Origin of the sequence: Streptomyces sp. NPDC059816, assembly GCF_042732055.1 — a bacterium.
In the GTDB taxonomy this organism is placed as follows: Bacteria; Actinomycetota; Actinomycetes; order Streptomycetales; family Streptomycetaceae; genus Streptomyces.
This window is the reverse complement of record NZ_JBHWIQ010000036.1, coordinates 49,101-70,579: the sequence shown is the minus strand read 5'-3', so window position 1 is coordinate 70,579 and position 21,479 is coordinate 49,101. Positions and strand designations below refer to the sequence as shown.

The 21,479-nt window shown below is 73.6% G+C and carries 9 protein-coding genes; 4 read left to right on the top strand and 5 right to left on the bottom strand.

Features of this window, described 5'->3' with window-relative positions; translation table 11 throughout:
• Window positions 1-95: 95 nt before the first annotated feature.
• Window positions 96-13,433 carry an SDR family NAD(P)-dependent oxidoreductase gene (locus tag ACFV88_RS32760; RefSeq protein ID WP_385495758.1) on the bottom strand — a complete coding sequence of 4,446 codons (13,338 nt, stop codon included), beginning with the start codon at window positions 13,431-13,433 and terminating at the stop codon, window positions 96-98.
• A 426-nt stretch (window positions 13,434-13,859) separates the two neighbouring features.
• Here ACFV88_RS32760 and ACFV88_RS32755 point away from each other — a divergent pair, with 426 nt between their 5' ends.
• Both ACFV88_RS32755 and ACFV88_RS32750 read left to right on the top strand, forming a co-directional pair.
• Window positions 13,860-14,822, top strand: a complete 963-nt coding sequence (locus ACFV88_RS32755; protein WP_385495757.1) for an ACP S-malonyltransferase — start codon at window positions 13,860-13,862, stop codon at window positions 14,820-14,822.
• Window positions 14,819-15,949: an arylcarboxylate reductase gene (locus tag ACFV88_RS32750; protein ID WP_385495756.1), complete on the top strand. Its 1,131-nt coding sequence runs from the start codon at window positions 14,819-14,821 to the stop codon at window positions 15,947-15,949. The genes ACFV88_RS32755 and ACFV88_RS32750 overlap by 4 nt, the downstream gene beginning before the upstream one ends.
• Window positions 15,950-15,992: 43 nt before the next feature.
• Here ACFV88_RS32750 and ACFV88_RS32745 read toward each other — a convergent pair whose 3' ends face one another.
• On the bottom strand, window positions 15,993-16,976 hold the full coding sequence (locus ACFV88_RS32745; protein WP_385495755.1) for a LuxR family transcriptional regulator: 984 nt from the start codon (window positions 16,974-16,976) through the stop codon (window positions 15,993-15,995).
• Window positions 16,977-17,121: 145 nt separating this feature from the next.
• Between ACFV88_RS32745 and ACFV88_RS32740 the strand changes: the two genes are divergently transcribed.
• Window positions 17,122-18,540, top strand: a complete 1,419-nt coding sequence (locus ACFV88_RS32740) for an aminopeptidase P family protein (protein WP_385495754.1) — start codon at window positions 17,122-17,124, stop codon at window positions 18,538-18,540.
• A gap of 4 nt (window positions 18,541-18,544) precedes the next feature.
• On the opposite strand, the gene ACFV88_RS32735 is transcribed toward ACFV88_RS32740, so the two are convergent.
• Complete coding sequence (locus ACFV88_RS32735) at window positions 18,545-19,012, bottom strand: hypothetical protein (protein WP_385495753.1); 468 nt, start codon at window positions 19,010-19,012, stop codon at window positions 18,545-18,547.
• 160 nt (window positions 19,013-19,172) lie between these two features.
• Complete coding sequence (locus ACFV88_RS32730) at window positions 19,173-19,679, bottom strand: MarR family winged helix-turn-helix transcriptional regulator (protein WP_385495752.1); 507 nt, start codon at window positions 19,677-19,679, stop codon at window positions 19,173-19,175.
• Window positions 19,680-19,789: 110 nt separating this feature from the next.
• Between ACFV88_RS32730 and ACFV88_RS32725 the strand changes: the two genes are divergently transcribed.
• Window positions 19,790-20,539, top strand: coding sequence for a dienelactone hydrolase family protein (locus ACFV88_RS32725; protein WP_385495751.1), 750 nt, complete (start codon window positions 19,790-19,792; stop codon window positions 20,537-20,539).
• A 17-nt stretch (window positions 20,540-20,556) separates the two neighbouring features.
• Here the strand turns inward: ACFV88_RS32725 and ACFV88_RS32720 are convergent, their stop codons facing one another.
• On the bottom strand, window positions 20,557-21,465 hold the full coding sequence (locus ACFV88_RS32720; protein ID WP_385495750.1) for a LysR family transcriptional regulator: 909 nt from the start codon (window positions 21,463-21,465) through the stop codon (window positions 20,557-20,559).
• Window positions 21,466-21,479 lie beyond the last annotated feature (14 nt).

Below are 21,479 nucleotides of genomic sequence, written 5' to 3'. Positions count from 1 at the left end.
ATCCCGATTCACCCGACGCAAACGCGCCGACTCCTTCACCGCATCACGCAACGCCCCCACCAACTCATCCGCCGAACCACCCACCGAACCACCCATCACGAACCCGCCCCCTCACGCGCCAAACGAATCAGATCCGCCACACCCAAACCATCAATCAATTCATCGTCACTCGAATCGTCGACCGACTCCTCGACAGGCTCGGCAACCGGACCGGTGGGTGGCCCGGACCCCGGCGAACCGGGCTCCGGTTCCCCGGCCAGTGCGGCGAGCAGGAAGCCCGCCACGCCGACGGGCCGGGGGTGGTCGAACACGAGCGTCGCCGGCAGCCGCAGTCCCGTCGCGGCGGTGAGCCGGTTGCGCAGGTCGAGCGCGGTCAGCGAATCGAACCCGAGCTCGTTGAACGCCCGGTGTGCGTCGACCGTTTCGGCCCGGGCGTACCCGAGGACGGCCGCGACCTCGGCCCGGACCAGCTCGACGAGCAGCCGGTCGCGGTCCTCCGGGTCGGCCAGCGCCGTCAGGCGCTCGCGCAGATCGGGAACCCGGGTGACGGTCCCCGCCCGGCGTACCGGGCGGATCAGGCCGTGCCACAGCGGTGCGAGCGTGTTCGCCTCGCGCCGCAGACCGTCCAGGTCGAGGGACATGGGGGCGACATGGGCGCTGTCGCCCGCCAGGGCCCGGTCCAGGAGGGCCAGGGCCTGGGCGTCCGCCATCGGCGCGAGCCCGGCCCGGGCGAGCCGTCGACGGTCCGCGTCCGACAGGTCACCGGTCATTTCGCTCGCCGAGGCCCACAGGCCCCAGGCCAGCGAGGTCGCGGGGAGTCCCTGGGCGCGGCGCAGGGCGGCGAGCCCGTCCAGGACGCCGTTCGCCGCCGCGTAGTTGGCCTGGCCCGCCGAGCCGAGCAGGGCCGCGGCGGACGAGAACAGCAGGAAGGCCGAGAGTTTCCGGTCGGCCGTCAGCTCGTGCAGGTGCCAGGCGGACAGGACCTTCGCCCGGAACACCTCGTCGACGTCGGACGCGGACAGTTGGGGCAGCGTGCCGTCCCGGAGCACGCCCGCGCAGTGCACCACCGCGGACAGGTCCTCGATGCCCGACAGCACCGTGGTGAGCGCGGATCGATCGGACACGTCACAGGCCAGCACGTCCACCCGGGCGCCGGTGGCGTCGAGTTCCCGGGCCAGTGCAGCGGCACCCGGCGCGTTCGGGCCCCGGCGGGACAGCAGCACCAGGCGTCGCACCCCGTGCCGGGTCACCAGGTGTCGTGCGACCAGCGCCCCGAGGACGCCCGTGCCGCCGGTGATCAAGGCCGTGCCCGTTCCCAGGGCCGCGGTGTCGTCGGTGGCGTCCGGTGATGCGGCGACCCGGTCCAGGCGGGCGGCCAGCACCCGGCCGGACCGCACCGCCAACTGGTCCTCGACGGCGGCCAGGTCGGTCAGCGCATCGGGCAGCTCGCCGTCCGACTCCTCGTCGACCAGGGCGAACCGTCCGGGGAACTCCCGCCCCGCCGAGCGGACCAGGCCCCACACGCCCGCGCCCACCGGATCGGACACCTCGTCCACCGCGCCCCGGGTGACCACCAGGAGCCGGCGCGCACCGGCGTGCTGCGCCCACTCCCGGAGCGAGGCCAGGACGCGGGTGACGGCTGCCGCGGCGCCCGTGACCTCGCGGGTGTCCAGCACCCGGCAGTCGAGCAGGGCGGTCCCGCCAACCGGCTCCGGCGTGCTCTTCCCGTCCCAGAATCCGTCCCGCACGGGCCGCGGCTCGGCCGTCTTCACCGCACCGGTGTCGACCGGGGCCCAGCGGATCGCGTAGAGCTCGTCGCCCGCCCCGGACGCCAACTGCCCGGGGTTCACGGGGCGCATGGTCAGGGAGTCGATGGTCAGTACCGGCGTGCCGTCCTCCGTGGCGGCGAAGACCGTCACGGCACCGTCCGCCAGCCGCCGCAGACGTACCCGCAGTGCGGTGGCACCCGCCGGGTGTGCCCCGTGCAGTCGGACGCCGGCCCACGTGAACGGCAGGACCACGGCGTCGTCGGCGAGGCCGAGCAGCGCCACGGCTTGCAGGGCCGCGTCGAGCAGGGCGGGGTGCAGGGCGAAGCGTCGGTCCGCCACAGCCGCGTCGGGCAGGGCGACCTCGACGTACAGGTCGGCACCGGAGCGCCGGGCGGCGTTCAGGCCCTGGAAGGCCGGGCCGTACGCGTAGCCCCGGTCGGCCAGCGAGGCGTAGAAGTCCGCGACCGGGACGGGTTCCGCGTCGGCGGGCGGTGTGCACGCGTCCGTGGCCGGCGGCGGCACCTCGTCGGGGGAGAGGACTCCGGCGGCGTGCCGGGTCCACTGCACCTCGGTCCCGTCCTCGCCGGCGCCGATCCGGTGCGAGAAGATCCCGAACGTGCGCCGGCCGTCCTCGTCCGCGCCGACGGCGAGTTGCAGCCGCACGGCACCGGCATCGGGCAGGGTCAGCGGGGTGTGCAGACTCACCTCTTCGACGACGCCGCAGCCGGTACCGGCGCCCGCGCGCAAGGCCAGTTCGACCAGCGCGGTGCCGGGCACCAGGACGGTGCCGCCGATCGCGTGGTCGGCGAGCCACGGGTGGTCGCGCAGGGAGAGCCGGCCGGTCAGTACGAGGGCGGCGCCCGGCTCCGCGACGTCGATCGCGGCGCCCAGCAACGGGTGCCCCGTCCCCGTCACACCGGCGGCCGGCAGGTCGGGGGTCGGCGCGACCGTGTCGAGCCAGTGGCGGTGGCGTTGGAACGCGTACGTGGGCAGCCCGACGACGGGCCCCGCGGGCAGTACGGCACTCCAGTCGACGGGGGCGCCGTGGACGTACGCCGTGGCCAGGCTGGTGATCAGGCGGTCCCGGCCGTCCTCGCCGCGGCGCAGCGTACCGATCGCGGCAGCACTCACCTCGGCTGCGTCGGCGCTCTGTTGGATCGGCAGGGTGAGGACGGGGTGCGGGCTGACCTCGACGAAGAACCGGTGTCCGGCGTCGAGCAGTCCGCTGACGGCGTCGTGGAACCGTACGGTGTCGCGCAGGTTCCGGGCCCAGTAGCCGGCGTCCGCCGCGCCGTCCGGGAGCGGGCCGCCGGTGACCGTGGACCAGAAGGGCACCTCGGCGCGGCGCGGCGTGATCTGCGCGGCGTACTCGGCGAGTTGCGCGGCGGGCGCGTCCATCCGGTCGGTGTGGAAGGCGTAGTCCGCGCCGGCCGCCCGGGTCCGGACGCCGTCCGCGGTGCAGCCCGCCACGAAGGCGGCCAGTTCCTCCGGACCGCCGGCCACGACCACCGAGTTCGGGCCGTTGACGGCGGCGACGGCGAGCCCGGGGGTGAGCCGGGGGCCGGCCTGCTCGGGGCTGAGCGCCGCCCAGGCCATGGCACCGCGCCCGGCGAGCCCCGACGCGTGCAGCAGCCGGCCGCGGGCTGCGATCAGCGCAGCCGCGTCGGACAGGCTCAGGACGCCCGCCACGCAGGCGGCGGCGACCTCCCCGCGGGAGTGTCCGACGACCGCGGACGGGCGCACTCCGTACGACTCCCACATCGCCGCGAGCGACACGGCGACGGCGAACAGGACGGGCTGTCCGACGTCGGCCCGGTCCAGCGGGGGCGCGCCCTGCTCGCCCCGGATCACGGCGAGCAGGGACCACTCGGTGTGCGGTGCCAGGGCGGTGGCGCACGCGTCCATGCGGGCCGCGAAGGCGGGCGAGACGTCGAGCAGGTGGCGTGCCATGCCGTCCCACTGCGCGCCCTCACCGGAGAACACGAACACCGGTTCCGTGGCGAGGCGTTGTCCGCGGACGACCGCTGCGCCGGGACGTCCCTCGGCCAGGGCGTGCAGGCCGTCGAGGAGTGCGTCACGGTCGTGGCCGAGGACGACGGCCCGGTGGGTGAGGGCGGCCCGGGTGCCGGCGAGGGAGCGACCGATGTCCTCGGCCGTCCGGTCGGTGGCCGCAGCGGCCAGCCGTGCCGCCTGCGCGGTCAGTGCGGTGGCGGACTTCGCGGACACCACCCACGGCAACAGGCCCGGCGGCTGCGACGGATCGGCCGGGGCGGGCGGGTCGTTCGCGGGCTCGCCGGGGTGCTCCAGGACGACGTGCGCATTGGTGCCGCTGATGCCGAACGAGGACACCGCCGAGCGCCGCGGACGCCCGGTCTCCGGCCACGGCCGCGCCTCGGTGAGCAGGCTCAGCGCACCCGACGACCAGTCCACGTGCGGGGTGGGCGCGTCGACGTGCAGGGTCCGCGGCAACACCCCGTGGTGCATGGCCAGTACGGACTTGATGACCCCGGCGACCCCCGCAGCGGCCTGCGTGTGGCCGAGGTTGGACTTCACGGAGCCCAGCCAGGCGGGCAGGCCCTCGGACCGCTGCTGCCCGTACGTCGCCAACAGGGCCTGCGCTTCGATGGGGTCGCCGAGTACGGTGCCCGTTCCGTGGGCCTCCACCAGGTCGACGTCACCCGCCGCCACGCCCGCCTGCGCCAACGCCTGCCGGATCACCCGCTGCTGCGACGGACCGTTCGGCGCCGTCAAACCGTTCGACGCACCGTCCTGATTCACCGCCGAACCCGCCACCACCGCCCACACCCGACGCCCCGCACGCACCGCAGCCGACCGCCGCTGCACCACCAACAACCCCACACCCTCGGCCCATCCGGTGCCGTCGGCATCCGCGGAGAACGGCTTGCAGCGTCCGTCCGGGGCGAGCGCGCGTTGCCGCGAGAACTCCACGAACAAGGAGGGCGTGGTCATGATCGTGACGCCGCCCACGAGGGCGAGTTCGCATTCGCCGGCGCGCAGGGCCTGGGCCGCCAGGTGCAGGGCGACCAGCGAGGACGAGCAGGCCGTGTCCACCGTCACCGCCGGGCCCTCCAACCCCAACGCGTACGCCACCCGGCCCGACATGACACTGGCGGCGCTACCGGTCACCTGGTAGCCGGTGCTGTCGTCCGGCGCTCCGGCGGCGTACGTGGAGTAGTCCTGGAGGTTGCTGCCCAGATAGACGCCGGTGGCGCTGGAGTGCAGCACGGTGGGGTCGATCCCGGCGTGCTCCAGGGCCTCCCACGCCGTTTCCAGGACGACGCGCTGCTGCGGATCGGTCGCGGCGGCCTCGCGCGGGCTGATGCCGAAGAAGTCGGCGTCGAAGTCGGCGATCCCGGTGAGGAACCCTCCACGACGGGTGTACGAGGTGCCGACCCGGTCCGGGTCGGGGGCGTACAGGCCCGCCACGTCCCAGCCCCGGTCCGTGGGGAACTCACCGGTGACGTCGGTGCCGTCGGCGACCACCCGCCACAGGTCGTCCGGTCCGCTGACACCGCCGGGGAAGCGGCAGGCCATGCCGACGATGACGATCGGGTCGTCGGTGTCCACTGCACGGGTGGCCGCTGCCCCGGTGGCGACGGTGCCGCTCTCGCCGACCAGTTCGGCGAGCAGGTAACGGGCGGTGGCGGCGGGCGTCGGACGGTCGAAGACGACCGTGGTGGGCAGGGGCAGCCCGGTACGGGCGGTCAGCCGGTTGCGCAGGTCGACCGCGGTGAGCGAGTCGAAGCCCATCTCGTGGTACGCCCGGTCGGCGTCGATGGTCGCGGTGCCGGCGTGCCCGAGGACCGTGGCGGCCTCCGCCCGGACGAGGTCGGTGAGGTGACGCATCCGTTCGGCGCCGGTCATGGCGGCGAGGCGGGCACCGAGGTCGGACGTCCCGGCGCCCGTGGCCGCCGTCCTGCGCACCGGACCGACCAACGCCCGCAGTACGGACGGTACCGGCGCGGCCGTGCCGCGGACCGCGGGCAGGTCGAGCGGGGCCGCCACGACCTGCGGCTGACCGGTTCCCAGCGCCGCGTCGAGCAGGGCGAGCCCTTGTTCGTCCGTCATCGGCACCAGGCCCGAGCGGGCCAGTCGGCGGCGGTCCGCGTCCGACAGCGCGCCGGTCATGCCGTTCTCCGCCGCCCACCAGCCCCAGGCGAGGGAGGTCCCGGGCAGGCCGTGCGCCCGGCGCCGGGCCGCCAGGGCGTCCAGGTAGGCGTTGGCTGCGGCGTAGTTGGCCTGACCGGCCGAGCCCAGGACACCGGTGACCGAGGAGAACAGGACGAAGGCCGACAGGTCCCGGTCCGCGGTCAGCTCGTGCAGGTGCTGGGCGGGCAACGCCTTGGCGCGGAAGGTCTCCGCCACGTCGGCCGCGGTCATCCGGGCCACGGTCACATCGCGCAGGACGCCCGCGCAGTGCACCACCGCGGACAGGTCCTCGATGCCGGAGACGACCTGCTCCAGGGCTGCGCGGTCGGACGCGTCGCACGCCACCGCGTCGACCTGCGCGCCGGCGTCGCCGAGCTCCGCCACCAAGGCGGCGGCCAGCGGCGCCGCGGGGCCGCGCCGCGACAGCAGGACCAGCTTCCGCACGCCGTGCCGGGCCACCAGGTGCCGGGCGACGGCGGAGCCGAGCGCACCGGTGCCGCCGGTGATCAGGACCGTACCCGCGCCGAATCCGACCGGAGCGCCGGTCGCCCGGACCCGCGCCAGTCGGGGCACCAGGACCTCGCCGGAACGCACCGCCAGCTGGTCCTCGGCCTCGGGGAGCACGGCCGGCAGGACGGCGTCCGCTTCGAGGTCGGCCAGGAGGAGCCGGCCCGGGAATTCGAGCTGCGCCGAACGGACGAGGCCCCACACGGCGGCGGCCCCGGCGTCCGGTGCCGCACCCACGGCGTCCCGGGTCACCACGGCCAGTCGGGAGCTGCGCAGGTCCGCGGCGGCGAGGAAGTCCTGGAGGACGGCGAGCACCGTGGACGGGTCCGTGGCGGCGGGCCACACCACCAGGTCGGGTGCGGGGCTGCCCGCGGCGACGGCGGCGAGGAGGGCGGGCAGGTCCTCGTGGTCCGCGCCGTCCTCGCCGAGCACCACCGGTCGTTCGGGCGCGGCCCCGACCGGCCGTCCCGGTCGCTGCCAGTCCACGGTGAACAGGGCGTCGGCGGTGTCCGCCGACGACGGGGTGCCCTGCGGTCGGCGGATCGTCACGGCACGGGCTGCCGCCACGGGCGCTCCGTCGCCGTCGGCGAGTTCCACCGCGCCGTCGTGGGCCAGACGCACCCGTACCCGTTCGGCGCCCGTGGCGGCCAGGTGGACGCCGGTCCAGTCGGCGGCCACCGCGTGGCCGTCGCCGGTCTCCGCGAGACGCAGGTGCAGGGCGGCGTCGAGCAGCGCCGGATGGATGCCGAACCGGCCGGCCCGGGTGGCGACACCGGCCGGCAGCGCCACCTCCGCGTAGAGGTCGGCGCCGACGCGCCAGGCGGCCTGGACGCCCCGGTAGGACGGGCCGATGTCGTGTCCGCGCGCTGCCAGCGAGGGGTACAGGTCGGTCACCGTCAGCGGCTCGGCGTCGGCGGGCGGCCACTGCCGCAGGGCGAAGGCGGGCGCCCGTCCCGTTCCGAGGGTGCCTTCGGCGTGCAGGGTCCAACCGGCCCCGGCGCGGGTGCGTCCGCTCAGACGTACCGTCCGCGTGCCGTCGGTAGCGGTGCCGGTACGGATCTGGAGGTCGACGTTCCCGGTGGCGGGCAGGGTGAGCGGCGTCCTCAGGTGCAGTTCCTCGACGGTGGTGCAGCCGATCTCGTCGCCCGCCCGCAGCACGAGTTCGACGAACACGGCCGTCGGCACCCCGCCGGCGTCGGCGCTCTGCTCGGCGAGCCAGGGGTGGGAGTGCCGGGAGAGTCGCCCCGTGAGGACGACGTCGTCGGTGTCGGCGAGACGCACGGCGGCGCCGAGCAGCGGGTGGCGCGGCGCGTCGAGGCCCAGGGCGGCCACACCGGCGCGGCCGGGCTCCTCGGTCAGCCAGTAGCGCTGGCGCTGGAACGCGTACGTCGGAAGGTCGACGCGGCTGCCGGCGGGGAGGAGCGTGTGCCAGTCCACCGCCGCACCGTGCACGTACGCCTCGGCCAGGCTGCGCAGCATCCGGGACGGCTCGTGCTCGTCCCGGCGCAGCGTGCCGACGGCGGCGACGGGGCGGCCGAGCGGTTCGGCGCTCTGCTGGACGGCCGTGGTGAGCACCGGGTGCGGGCTCATTTCGAGGAAGAGTTGGTGCCCGGCACGGACGGCGGCGCGGACCGCGGAGTCGAACCGGACGGTCCCGCGCAGGTTCCGGTACCAGTAGCCGGCGTCCAGAGCGGTGGTGTCCAACGGCCCGTCGAGTTCGGCGCGGGAGCCGTCCGCCACGGTGGAGAGGAACGGGACGGGGGCGGCGAGCGGGGTGAGCGTCGACAGCGCCTCGCCCAGTTCCTCCCGCAGCTCCTCGACGTGGGAGGAGTGCGAGGCGTAGTCGACGGCGATGCGTCGGGCCCGGACCCCGTCGGCGGTGCACCCGGTCAGGAGGCGGTCGCAGGCGGTGGAGTCACCGGCGACGACGATCAGCTCGGGACCGTTGACGGCGGCCACTTCGAGGGGTTCGCCCGCGATCCGGGCCTCGACGCGTTCCAGGGGCTCCGCGACGGAGACCATGCCACCGAGCCCGGCGAGCCGGGTCAGGGAGCGGCTGCGCAGGGCGACGACCGCGGCGGCGTCGGTGAGGGACAGTGCCCCCGCGACGCAGGCGGCGGCTATCTCGCCCTGGGAGTGGCCGATGACCGCGGCGGGCCGGACGCCGTGCGACTCCCACAGGGCCGCCAGCGACACCATGACGGAGAACAGCACGGGCTGGATGACGTCCACGCGTCGCAGCACCGTGTCGTCCGCGGTGCGGACGGTCTCCAGGAGGTCCCAGCTGGTGTGCGGGGCGAGCGCGGCGGCGCAGTCGGCCATCCGGGCGGCGAACACGGGGGCGTCGGCGAGCAGGCCGCGGGCCATGCCGGTCCACTGGGCGCCCTGGCCGGGGAAGACGAAGACCGGCCCGTCGGCGAGGGCCCGGCCGCGGACGACGTGGCCCGGGGACTCGCCGTGGGCCAGGGAGGTGCAGCCGTCGAGGAGGTCGGCGCCGAGGCCCAGCACCACGGCGCGCTCGCTGAGCGGTGCCCGGTCGGCCAGCGCGCGGGCCACGTCGCCGGCCGGCAGTGAACGCAGGGCCGACAGGGCTTCTCCCAGCCGTGCCGCCTGCGCGGTGAGTGCGGTGGCGGACTTCGCGGACACCGCCCACGGCAACAGGCCCGGCTGCTGCGACGGATCGGCCAGGGCGGGCGGGTCGTTCGCGGGCTCGCCGGGGTGCTCCAGAACGACGTGGGCATTGGTGCCGCTGATGCCGAACGAGGACACCGCCGAGCGCCGCGGGCGTCCGGTCTCGGGCCACGGCCGCGCCTCGGTGAGCAGCCGGACGCCGCTGGCTGCCCAGTCCACGTGCGGGGTGGGCGCTTCGACGTGCAGGGTCCGCGGCAACACCCCGTGGTGCATGGCCAGTACGGACTTGATGACCCCGGCGACCCCCGCGGCGGCCTGGGCATGGCCGAGGTTGGACTTCACGGAGCCCAGCCACAGCGGCCGGTCGGTGTCGTGGGCGTCGCCGTAGACGGCCTGGAGCGCCTGCGCTTCGATGGGGTCGCCGAGTACCGTGCCCGTTCCGTGCGCCTCCACCAGGTCGACGTCACCCGCCGCCACGCCCGCCTGCGCCAACGCCTGCCGGATCACCCGCTGCTGCGACGGACCGTTCGGCGCCGTCAAACCGTTCGACGCACCGTCCTGATTCACCGCCGACCCCGCCACCACCGCCCACACCCGACGCCCCGCACGCACCGCAGCCGACCGCCGCTGCACCACCAACAACCCCACACCCTCGGCCCAACTGGTGCCGTCGGCCGCTTCGGCGAAGGACTTGCAGCGTCCGTCCGGGGCGAGGCCCTGTTGGCGGGAGAACTCGATGTGGATGCCGGAGGTCGACATCACGGCGACCCCGCCGGCCAGGGCGAGTTCGCATTCGCCGGCGCGCAGGGCCTGGGCCGCCAGGTGCAGGGCGACCAGCGAGGACGAGCAGGCCGTGTCCACCGTCACCGCCGGGCCCTCCAACCCCAACGCGTACGCCACCCGGCCCGACATGACACTGGCCGTGGTACCGGTCAACCGCAGCCCTTCGGTGCCCTCGACGGGCTCGTGCAGCCGGGGCCCGTACTCCATCGCGGTGGCCCCGACGTAGACGCCCGTGCGCGTGCCGCGCAGCCGGTCCGGGCGGATGCCGGACCGTTCCAGCGCCTCCCAGGAGGCCTCCAGCAGCAGCCGCTGTTGCGGGTCCATCGCGGTGGCCTCGCGGGGGCTGATGCCGAAGAACTCCGCGTCGAAGTCGGCGGCGTCGGGGAGGAAGCCACCGTGGCGCACCGCCGCTGCCTGGGCCGGGCCCCGGGCCTCCAGCCCGGTGAGGTCCCAACCGCGGTCGGTGGGGAGGTCGCCGATGACGTCGGTGCCGTCCGCCACCACCCGCCACAGGTCGTCCGGTCCGGCGACGCCACCGGGGAAGCGGCAGGCCATGCCGACGATCACGATCGGATCGTCGATGTCGGCGGGGGCGCCGTCCGCCGGCAGGTACGCGGTCCGCGGCGCCTCGATGCCGCGCAGGTGGTCGATCAGTGCGTCGGGGGTGGGCCAGTCGAAGACCAGGGTGTTGGGCAGCCGGACGCCGGTGCTGCGGTGCAGCCGCTCACGCAGTTCCATGCCCAGTTGCGAACTGAGGCCGAGTTCCTTGAAGGTGCGGCCGGTGGCGATGCCGGCGGCGTCCTCATGCCCGAGGACCTGGGCGATCTGGGTGCGGACCACGGCGGCGACGTCGACCGGTGCCACCGTCGTGGATGCGCCCTCCCCGGTGCGCGACGCACGCTCGGGCCGGGCCGGTCCCGGCGCCGGTGCGGTCGGGGTGTCGCCGAGCCAGTGACGGCGCCGTTGGAAGGCGTACGTGGGCAATTCGGCGTGCGGGGCCGCCCCGGCGAACAGCGTTTCCGCGGTGAATTCCCCGCCGTGGACGTGCAGCGTTCCCAGCGCGTGGAGAAAACGGTCCGGACCGCCGTCGTCACGCCGCAGGGTCCCGGTGACGCAACCCTCGACCTGTGCGTTCTCCGCGGCTTGCTGCACCCAGACGGTGAGCAGGGGATCCGGGCTGACCTCGATGAAATTCCGGTACCCGTCGCGGAACAGGGCGGAAACGGCGGCACCGAATTGCACGGGCTCCCGAAGATTCCGGTACCAGTAGTCGGCGCCGAGCTCGTCCGGTTCGGCCGGGGAACCCGTGACGGTCGAGTAGAAGATGCTGTTCGCCCGCCCGGGCGAAAGGTGTGCGCAGGCTTCCCGCAACGGTTCCCGGAGTTTCTCCACCTGCGGGGAATGACCGGCGAAAGTGACGCCCGGTATGCGCCACGACATGACCCCGCGGTCGGCCAACAGCGCACTGAATTCATCCAGCGCGCCCGGGTCCCCCGATATGGTCACCGAGTCGGGGCCGTTCACCGCGGCGAGGGAGAGCCGGTCCGACCACGGCTGGAGCGGGCGTTCCACCTGTTCCGCGGAAACCGGAACGAACAGCATCGCGCCGTGGTCCACCAGGTCCAGCAGTGCACGGCTGCGCAGGGCGACCAGTCGAGCGGCGTCCGCGAGCGGGAGGACCCCTGCGACACAGGCGGCGGCTATCTCGCCCTGGCTGTGGCCGACCACCGCGGCCGGCACCACACCGTAGGAGCGCCAGAGTTCGGCCAGCGACACCATGACCGCGAACAGCACCGGCTGCACCACGTCGACGCGTTCCAGCGGAGGGCTGTCCCCTTCACCGCGGAGGACGGCGGTGAGCGACCAGTCGACATGGGCGTCCAGGGCCCGCTCGCAGTCGGCGATGCGGGCGGCGAACACCGGTGCTTCCGTCAGCAGGCGTTCGGCCATTCCCACCCACTGGGAGCCCTGCCCCGGGAAGACGAAGACCGGGCCGCCGGTGGTGTCCACTGCGCCGGCGGTGCCCTCGGCGAGCAGGGGGTCCGTCCGGTCGTCGGCCAGGGCCGCGAGGCCCCGCAGCAGGGTCTCCCGGTCCGCTCCGGCCACGGCCGCCCGGTGTGCGAACGCGGTGCGCGCGGTGAGCAGGGCGCGACCGACGGCGGCCGGGTCCACCCTCGGCCGCTGCGACACCTGGGCGTGCAGTCGGGCGGCCTGTTCCCGCAGGGCTTGCGGGCTGCGGCCGGACAGCGTCCACAGCACCGCCCGTTCCGGCTCGCCCTGGGCGGCGGGGGCGGGTCGGGCCGGCGCCTGCTCGACCACCAGATGCGCGTACGTACCGCCCAGGCCGAAGGCGCTGACCCCGGCGCGCCGCAGCACGTCGACGGGCGCGGGCCAGGGGGTGAAGTCACGCTGCACCCGCAGCTGGAGCCGGTCGAGGTCGATCGCGGGGTGAGCGGTCTCGAAGTGGAGGCTCGCCGGCAGGGCCGCGTGCTCCAGCGAGAGGATCACCTTGAGCAGCCCGGCGATGCCCGCAGCGGCCTCCAGGTGCCCGATGTTGGTCTTGATCGAACCCACCGTCAGGGGCGATCCCGGTGGACGGGTGGCGCCCAGCGCGGCGGCCTCGACAGGGTCGCCCACCACGGTGCCGGTGCCGTGCAGTTCGACGTACTGGACGTCGGCGGGGGTGAGGCCCGCCCGCCGGTGCGCGAGGTCGATGACCTCGCGCTGCACCTGCGGATCGGGCACGGTGAGCCCGGCCGCGGCGGCACCGGCGTTCACGGCGCTGCCCCGGATCACGCAGCGCACCCGGTCACCGTCGGCCAGCGCCCGGTCGAGGGTCTTGAGCAGCACCAGCGCGCCGCCCTCGCCGCGCACGTAGCCGTCGGCGCGGGCGTCGAAGGTGTGGGCGCGCCCGGTCGGCGAGAGTGCGCCGCTGGCTGCCGCGGCCAGTGCGGTCTCCGGGGCGAGGTTGAGGCTGACGCCACCGGCCAGGGCCGCGGAGCACTCCCCCGCCCGTAGGCTCTCGGCGGCCAGGTGCACGGCGACCAGCGAGGACGACTGCCCGGTGTCGACGACCTCGCTCGGCCCGCGGAGCCCCAGCAGGTAGGACAGTCGGTTGGGGATCATGCTGCGCAGGGTGCCGGCGGTCGTGTGCGGGGAGATGCCGGCGGTGCCCAGCCGGGCCCGCAGGATCGCGTAGTCGTCCAGGGCGGCGCCGACGAAGACGCCGGTGTCGGTGCCGTCGAGCGCGGCGGGAACCACGCCGGCGTGCTCCAGCGCCTCCCAGCCGAGTTCCAGCACGAGCCGCTGTTGCGGGTCCATGGCCGCCGCCTCACGCGGCGACACCTGGAAGAAGTCGGCGTCGAACAGGCCCGGATCGTCGAGGAAGCCGCCCCAGCGCGCCGCCCGGGCCCAGGGCTCGTCCGGCAGTTCCGCCACGTCCCACCGGCCGACCGGAACCTCGGTGACCGCGTTCCCACCCGTCGACAGCAACCGCCACAAGGCCGTGGGGTCCCCCGCTCCGGGGAGCCGGCAGGAATACCCGACGACGGCGATGGGAACAGTGGGGTCCATATCTCTCAGTTCGACGGCGGTACACGAATGGCCTTTTCCCGTCGTGCAGATCACCGTTCGACGGGAAGACCCACCCTTCCAGCCGTCGATATCGTCTCGATGACGTCAAGCGCGACAGCTTGTAACGCGCCCACGCGCGGGCGATATCGATTCCCCGGAGGCCGAACACGTGCACCTCATACGCAAGGCCGCTCCCGCACTCGACCGAAGGGCAGGAGTACGCCGCCGAATTTCGGAACCGGCCGGTCGGGCGCACGACTCCGGTCGCACCGACTGACGTCCGGTCGGGACGGGAACGAGCCGTTCCGGCCTTGCCCGCCCGAACTGCCGCTGGGTACGGTGTTTCGCGCGACCGGTCTCACCCCTGGCGAAAGTCGCACCGTTCCCGGAATCATCAGGTGACAACTAGTTTCAGGAGTAAGGCTGATGACGTTAGGCTTTTTGTTCGGCGGCGGTGTCGGTAAAGAACCGCGGGGTGTTGACCTCCACCGTGAATACCCGGTCGTGCGGGACCTCTACGCCCAGGTGGCCGAGTGGACGGGGTTGACCGTCGGGCAGGTCCTGGACGAGGAACTGCCGACCGCTCCCGAGGTGCGCCAGAGCGTCGGCACGGTCCGCGAGGCCGTCCATGCCGTCGCCGTGCACGACGTCCTCGTCCAACACGGGCTGCGCCCCTCGGTCCTCGGCGGACTGAGCCTCGGCGGCATGTCCGCCGCCGCCCTCGCCGGGGCGGTGGAGCGGCGGGCCCTGTTCGAGATGCTCGCGTACAGCCGCGGCACGCCCGAGCAGCCCGCCGGCACCCCGGAGCAGGGCATGGCGCTGGTCTTCGCGCCGGTCAGCGGCGACATCAGCCGGTTCCGGGGCGAGGGGCGTCCGGGGGTGTACCTCGCGGGACAGTTCGGGCCGACCGCCGACGGTGCGACCCGCATCCTGATGCTCTCCGGTGAACGGACCGCCCTCGACGCGCTCGGCGCGGAGCTGCCGGACGGCACGCTCGTTCCGCTGCCGGGCCGGGCCATGGCCATCCACTCCCCGTTGCGCGCCCACTTCCGCGACTTCATGACCCCCTATCTCGACGACATGCCGTTCCGCGACCCCGGCCTGCCGCTGATCTCCTGCCTCGATCGCAAGGTCCTGGTCACCGCGGCCGATGTGCGCAGCACCTTTCACCGCAACCCCACCGACCCCATCAACCTCGTTCATGTGCACGAGGCGATGAAGGACGAGGGGGTCCGCCTGGGCCTGATCATGGGCGGCTCCATACCGGACGGGATCCTGCGCTTCCCGTTCCCGGTCGTGCACGTCGACCGTGCCGAGCACATCGACCTGGCCCTCACCACCGCCTTCGAGCTCGGCATCGACATCGCTCCCTCCCGGGCCGCGCGATGACCGCCGACCTCGCCACCCCGAGCACGGCCCCCGGCGCCGCCCCGAGCGCCACCGGCAGCGCGGCCACCTGCGACGACCTCATCGCGCAGGGCCTCGCCACCGATCTCGACGCCTGGACCCGCCGGGTGCTGCGCCGCCACTTCGACCCGGCGACCGGCTCCCCCTACTGGCTGCGCCGTGCGGCCGAACTGGCCTTCGACCCGCGTGACATCACCCGCTACGACCAGCTCACCGAGCTCGGGACCTTCCCGCTCGACGTGCTGCGCTCGCAGGACCCCGCGGACCTGGTGCCGCTGGCCGTGCCCCGTCCGCTCACCGGCCGGATCTGGGACAGCGGCGGCACCACCGGCACGCCCTGCCGCGTCTTCTACACGCCCGAGATGCTGTTGCACCGGGGCGCCTGGCGGCGTTGGTCGTTCGTCACGGAGGGCTTCGAGGCCGGGCGCACCTGGCTGCAAGCCACTCCGACCGGCCCCCATCTGATCGGCAACGGCACCCAGGAGGCCGGAGAACTGCACGACGGCCTCGTCTACGCCGTCGACATGGACCCGCGCTGGGTCAAGCGGCTCATCCGGGAGCGGCGGCTCGCCGAAGCCTCCGAGTACAGCGCCCACCTCGTCGAGCAGATCGCCGACGTCCTGCGCCAGCAGCGGATCCACTACGTCAACACCACGCCCGCCGTACTCCAGGTCCTGATGCGCCGACACCCCGACCTGGTCGCCGCCCTCGACGGGGTGCGCCTGAGCGGCACCCAGATCAGCCCGGACATGTACCGCGACTTCACCGCCGCGCTGGACGGCGGGGTCTGCGGTCGCAGCTACGGGAACACCTTCGGCAACGCCGCCGGCCTCCCTCCCGTGCAGGACGGCGAGATCCTTCCGTACGCCCCCAACTACCCCCAGGTCACGATGGCCGTCGTGGACAAGGGCGACTGGACGACCCCGGTGGCGTACGGGGCCACCGGTCAGGTCCGGCTGACCGTCCTGCACGAGGACCTGCTGCTGCCCAACATCCTGGAACGCGACCAGGCCCTGCGCTTCGACACCGGCGACGGCTGGCCCTCGGACGGGGTCGCGAACGTCCGTCCCCTACAGATCACTTCCACCGCACCCGAGGGCCTCTACTGACAGCGGCGGCGGAGGACGGGGGCGGGGGACCGGGGCGGGCCACTCACAACCAACCGTTGCGCTGCGCCTGCAAGGCCATCTGGAAGCGGTTCGCGGCGCCCAGGCGGGCCATCAGGACCTGGAGCCGACGGAACAGGGTGCGGCGGCTGATCCCCAGCTCGCGGGCGATGACGTCGTCGCCCGCGCCGGCCGCGAGCAGCCACAACAAACGACGGTCGGCCGGTGGCAGACCGCCCGGCAGGGTGGCGCGGCCCTGGAACGGCAGGGCGTTCTGCCAGGACAGCTCGAACAGGGCCATCAGCGCGGAGAGCAAGCCGCACGGCTGCACCACCAACATGGTGTTGTGCACATCGGCTTCCTTGATCGACAAGGAGACCAGTGCGTACGCCTCATCGATGATCACCAGCTTGACCGGCACCGACGGAAGCACCCGGGCCTGCTCGCCGGCCTTGACGCACGGTTCGATCACTTCCTCCAGACGCCCCGGGTGCTCCAGCGACTCCCGCGAGTACACGACGCGCTGCGTCACCCCGCGGGCGAGCGTGGCCAGGGCGTCGTGCGTGGCAGCCGCCAGGGGGAAGTACGGCGGCGACTCGAACTGTCGGATCTGATCGCGGGCGCTCGCCCACGCCTGCCGGATCCGGGGACCGATGGCCTCGCCGGTGACGACCTCGACGAGGTGGTCGTTGTACGCGGCGAGCCGCTGCCGCCGGAAGGACTCGAACGCGCCGGAGACGGCGATGCGCGACTCCTCGACCTCGGCCGCCCGGTGTCGGGCGAGCACCTCCAGACCGGCAGCGGGCGGAACCGGCGCGACCGTCTCCCCGCCCTCCTCGGCGGCACTGGCCAGCCCGGCCTCGACCAGCACCCCGTACGCCACGGCGAGCTCCGCGCCGCTCACACCGGCCGCGGCGGCGACCGTGTCCAGCGGGGCGGGGGCCCGTTCGAGGAGCGTCAGATAGACCCGGGCCGCCACGTCGTCGAGCCCCAGCACACGGAGGGCCTCACCGAGTCTCGCGTTCGTCATGCCCTCATTGTCGACGGCTCAGGGCGGGCTCTGGCCGATCCGTGCCAGTGGCACTCTCCGGCACCACACGGATGCGGTGCCGGATACCGTCCGAAGCCCGCCGAGGGTCGGCGACGGCACATCCACCCGGGTGAAGGGGTACGACATGACCAAGGGCCGGAAGAACGGTCTCTACTCGGGGATCTCCGAGGAACTGTCCGCGCTGATGCGGACGGGGTGGGCGGACACCGAACGGCACGACCTGCGGCCCGCCGAGCAGGCTCCGTACGCGGCCCGCCGCCGCGCCGCACTCTCCGCGCGCTTCCCCGGCGAGCGCCTGGTGATCCCCTCGGGCGGCCTGAAGGTCCGCTCGAACGACGACAGCTACCCCTTCCGGCCGTACTCGGGCTACGTGCACATGACCGGAGACCAGGCCCGGGACGGCGCGCTCGTCCTCGAACCCCGGGCGGAGGGCGGCCACGACGCCTACTGCTACCAGCTGCCGCGGGACAGCAGGGACGACGACGAGTTCTGGACCGGCCCCACGGCGGAACTGTGGATGGGCCGGCGCCGCTCCCTCGCCGAAGCGCAACGCGTACTCGGACTGCCCTGTCGCGATGTCCGCACGGCCGTCCGTGACCTGGCCTCGGCCTCCGCCTTCGGTGCGCCGACCCGGATCGTCCGTGGCATCGCCCCGGACCTGGAGGCCGCGGTCAGCACCGACGCGGAGCGCGACGCCGAGCTGGAAGGGGCGCTCAGCGACCTCCGCCTCGTCAAGGACGACTGGGAGATCGCCGAGCTCCGCAAGGCCGTGGACTCCACGGTGCGCGGATTCACCGATGTGATCGGCGAACTCTCCCGGGCGGTCGCCTCGTCCGAGCGATGGATCGAGGGCACGTTCTTCCGCCGCGCACGCCTCGAAGGCAACTCCGTCGGCTACGGCTCGATCTGCGCCGCGGGCGAGCACGCCACGATCATGCACTGGACCGACAACGACGGCCCGGTGCGCCCCGGGGACCTGCTCCTGCTCGACGCCGGCGTGGAGACGCACACCCTCTACACCGCCGACGTCACCCGCACGCTGCCGATCAGCGGGACCTTCACGCCCCTGCAACGCACGGTCTACGACGCCGTGTACGAAGCCCAGGAGGCGGGCATGGCCGCCGTGCGGCCGGGCGCCGCGTACCGCGACTTCCACGAGGCGGCCCAGCGCCACCTGGCGGGCAGGCTGGTCGAGTGGGGCTTCATCGAGGGCCCGGCCGATCGCGCGTACGCCCTGGGGCTCCAGCGCCGCTTCACCATGGCCGGCACCGGTCACATGCTCGGTCTCGACGTCCACGACTGCGCACGGGCCCGGAACGAGGAGTACGTCGACGGCGTGCTGGAGCCGGGCATGGTGCTCACCGTGGAGCCCGGCCTGTACTTCCAGCCGGACGACCTCACCGTGCCCGAGGAGTGGCGCGGCATCGGCGTCCGGATCGAGGACGACCTGCTCGTCACCGAGGACGGGCACCAGAACCTGTCGGGTGAGCTGCCGCGCTCGGCGGACGAGGTCGAGGCGTGGATGGCGCGCTTCGCCGGTTGACCGCTCAGTCGTCGTCGGACATGCCGCTCGCCCGGGCGATGCCCTCCACCGTCCTTTCGTCCTGCTTGCGCTGGTGCTGCTGGGCGTCGAGCCGGTCCCGCATCGCGCGCAGCCTGTCCGGGTCGTCGGCGACGTCCGGGGGCACCAGCGACATCGCGGCCTTGACGTGCTCGCCGTCACCGAGGCGGGCGACGACGCGGTCGGCCCGGTCCTCGTGGCCCGGCTCCATCGCGCCGAGCAGCCCGAGGAGGTTCAGCAGCTCGTGCTGCACCTCTTCGGTGAACAGTTCCTTCTCCTCGGGTTCCAGATCGAGCCGGAACCGACCGCCGCCGGCCTTCACGTACTCGCGGACGATCTCCATGAGGAGGGCGTACTGATCGTGCGGCATGCGGGCCCGGAGCGCTTCCACGTAGAGCGCGTACCGGGCCCGGACGATCGCGCCCGGGTCCACGGGCTCCTCTGCGTCGGCCATGGTGGACTCTCCCCCTCCAACGGTTCGGATCGAGCGGTCGGTTCCGCCGGCGGCGGATGCGGTCGACGGCGCACCCGCGCCCTGTGCCCCGCGCCCGGCGTCACCGGTGTTCGACACCCTGCCCCGACCGTACAGCAGGACGTACAGCACGGATGCGGATTCACCGCGATCCCCCCGGCGGGGGTCCGGATCTGCGGTCGTGGTGGTCGAGCAAGCGGGTGAGCAACTGCACGAACTGCTCGCGTTCGGCCGGGTCCAGCGGCGCCAGCAGCTCGTCGTGGAGGACGTCCAGGACCTGGTCGAGGCGGCGCAGCTGGCTGCGGCCCCGGGCGGAGATCGTGATGACGTTGCGGCGCCGGTCGGCGGGGTCCGGTGCCCGCTCGACGAGGTCGCGCTCGGCCAACTCGTTGAGCACGCCGACCATGTCGCTGCGGTGGATGCCGCTGCGCCCGCTCAACTCCGCTTGGCTGCCCGGCCCGTACTCCTGGAGCGAAGCGAGTACCGCGTAGTGCCACTTGCGGGCGTCGACCCGGGCCAACCCCTCGTTGACCAGCCGGTCCGAGCGAGTGGACAGCTGCGACAACAGTCGACTCGCCCGTCGACGCAGTCGGTCGGGCGTCCGCGACGCGCCATCGCCGGGCAGGTCCCCGACTCCAGGTCCGATCATGGCGCACATCCCACCCATTGCCATTGGCTCGACTAACGATATACGGTCGCCCGCACCGATAATGTTAGTGCCACTAACGTTGATGGAGCGTACTCCCAGGAAGGACGAACGTGCCCACCAGGACACTGGAGATCCCCACCGCCGACGGTCGGTCCGACGCCTTCGCCGCCTTCCCCGACCGCGGCGAGCGGCACCCCGGGGTACTGCTGTACACGGACGTCTTCGGCGTGCGGCCCGAACTGGAGCGCAGGGCCCGCGAACTGGCCGCGCACGGGTACTACGTACTCGTCCCCAACTTCCACTACCGGCACGGCCCGGCACCGGTGGTCGACCTCCCCGAGCACATCGGAGAGGACCTGCGGCCCGCGCTCGTCGCCCGGCTGATGCCCCTGGTCCAGGAGCACACCACCGCACACGTCCTGCGCGACGCCGACGCCTACCTCAGGTTCCTCACCAGCCGGCCCGAGGTCAGCGCCGGGCCCGTCGCCGTGATCGGGTACTGCCTGGGCGCCGTCCTGGCGGTGCGCACCGCAGCGGCCCACCCCGACCTGGTGGCCGCCGTCGCCGGATTCCACCCCGGTTTCCTGGTCACCGAGGCGCCCGACAGCCCGCACCGCCTGGTCCACGGGCTCAACGCCCGGGTCCACTTCGGTCTCTCCGAGAACGACATGTCGTCCGAGGCCGTCAAGGAACTCGACCGGGCCCTCGATGCCGCGGGCGTCGACCACACCACCGAGATCTACCCCGGCACCGTCCACGGTTTCACCATGTCGGACACCGACGCCTTCGACCCCTCCGGGCTCCAGCGTCACTGGGACCGGCTGCTCCCCCTGCTCGACCACTCCCTGACCGGCCGCTGAAACTCCGGCCCCCGAGATCACGCCCGGTGCCGGGAAGGGCCGACCTCGGCGAAGACACCGACGAGCCGTTCGACCAGGGGTGCTGCGGCGGGGTGGGGGTCGCGATCCGGGGTGATGGTGTAGATGCCGCGGGTCGGCGGATCAACGAGGTCCGCCGTGATGACGTCGCTCCGTAGCGCACGCGTCAGCGTCCCCGGTATCAGCGCGATCGCGTGACCGCTGGCGACCAGGGCGATCTTGCCGAGCAGATCGGCTGCGGCCAGGTCGATGCGGGCACTGACTCCGGCGCGGGCGGCGTGCTGGCGCAGCAGCGCCGCCGATCCGTCGTTGTCCTCAACCCAGGTCTGCTCGGCCAGCGCCGCGATGTGCAGCGGGCCGCGACCGGCCAGCGGATGGCCGACGGGCAGGACGACGACCATCTCGTCGAGACCGAGGAACCGTCGGGCGACCGTTGGGTCCTGAGGCAGTCCGGGCGGTGCGTCGGTGACGACGGCGAGGTCGAGGTCGCCGGTGATCACCCGGTGGTGCAGGGGTGCGCTCAGTCCGGGGGTCAGGCTCCAGGGGGTGGGGCCGACTTCCGCCAGGAGGTCCCGGATGGCCTCGGGAACGATTCCCGCGGCCAGCGCGGGGGTGGCGCCGACGGCCAACGGCCGGTGGAACGCGCCGTCACGGAGGTCCCGGACGGCGCGGACGGCGCGATCGGCCTCGTTGAGCGTGGCCAGGGCGTGGTGCCGGAACACCTCGCCGGCGGGCGTCGGACGCACTCCGCGCGCATGGCGCTCCACCAGGGGTACCCCGAGCTGCCGCTCCAGGCCGGCGATCTGTCGGGACACGGCCGACTGGGTGTGGTGGAGCTCGACGGCCGCCGCCGACAGCGACCCGAGTCGGCACACCGTCACGAAGGTCCGCCACACAGCCAGTTCCATGGGGTCAGTATGCG

Bases quoted from the DNA above. Each gene is read 5' to 3' on its own strand.
- ACFV88_RS32745 (WP_385495755.1), bottom strand. From the start codon at position 16,976: ATGACGAACGCGAGACTCGGTGAGGCCCTCCGTGTGCTGGGGCTCGAC.
- ACFV88_RS32760 (WP_385495758.1), bottom strand. From the start codon at position 13,433: ATGGACCCCACTGTTCCCATCGCCGTCGTCGGGTATTCCTGCCGGCTC.
- ACFV88_RS32740 (WP_385495754.1), top strand. From the start codon at position 17,122: ATGACCAAGGGCCGGAAGAACGGTCTCTACTCGGGGATCTCCGAGGAA.
- ACFV88_RS32735 (WP_385495753.1), bottom strand. From the start codon at position 19,012: ATGGCCGACGCAGAGGAGCCCGTGGACCCGGGCGCGATCGTCCGGGCC.
- ACFV88_RS32750 (WP_385495756.1), top strand. From the start codon at position 14,819: ATGACCGCCGACCTCGCCACCCCGAGCACGGCCCCCGGCGCCGCCCCG.
- ACFV88_RS32720 (WP_385495750.1), bottom strand. From the start codon at position 21,465: ATGGAACTGGCTGTGTGGCGGACCTTCGTGACGGTGTGCCGACTCGGG.
- ACFV88_RS32755 (WP_385495757.1), top strand. From the start codon at position 13,860: ATGACGTTAGGCTTTTTGTTCGGCGGCGGTGTCGGTAAAGAACCGCGG.
- ACFV88_RS32730 (WP_385495752.1), bottom strand. From the start codon at position 19,679: ATGATCGGACCTGGAGTCGGGGACCTGCCCGGCGATGGCGCGTCGCGG.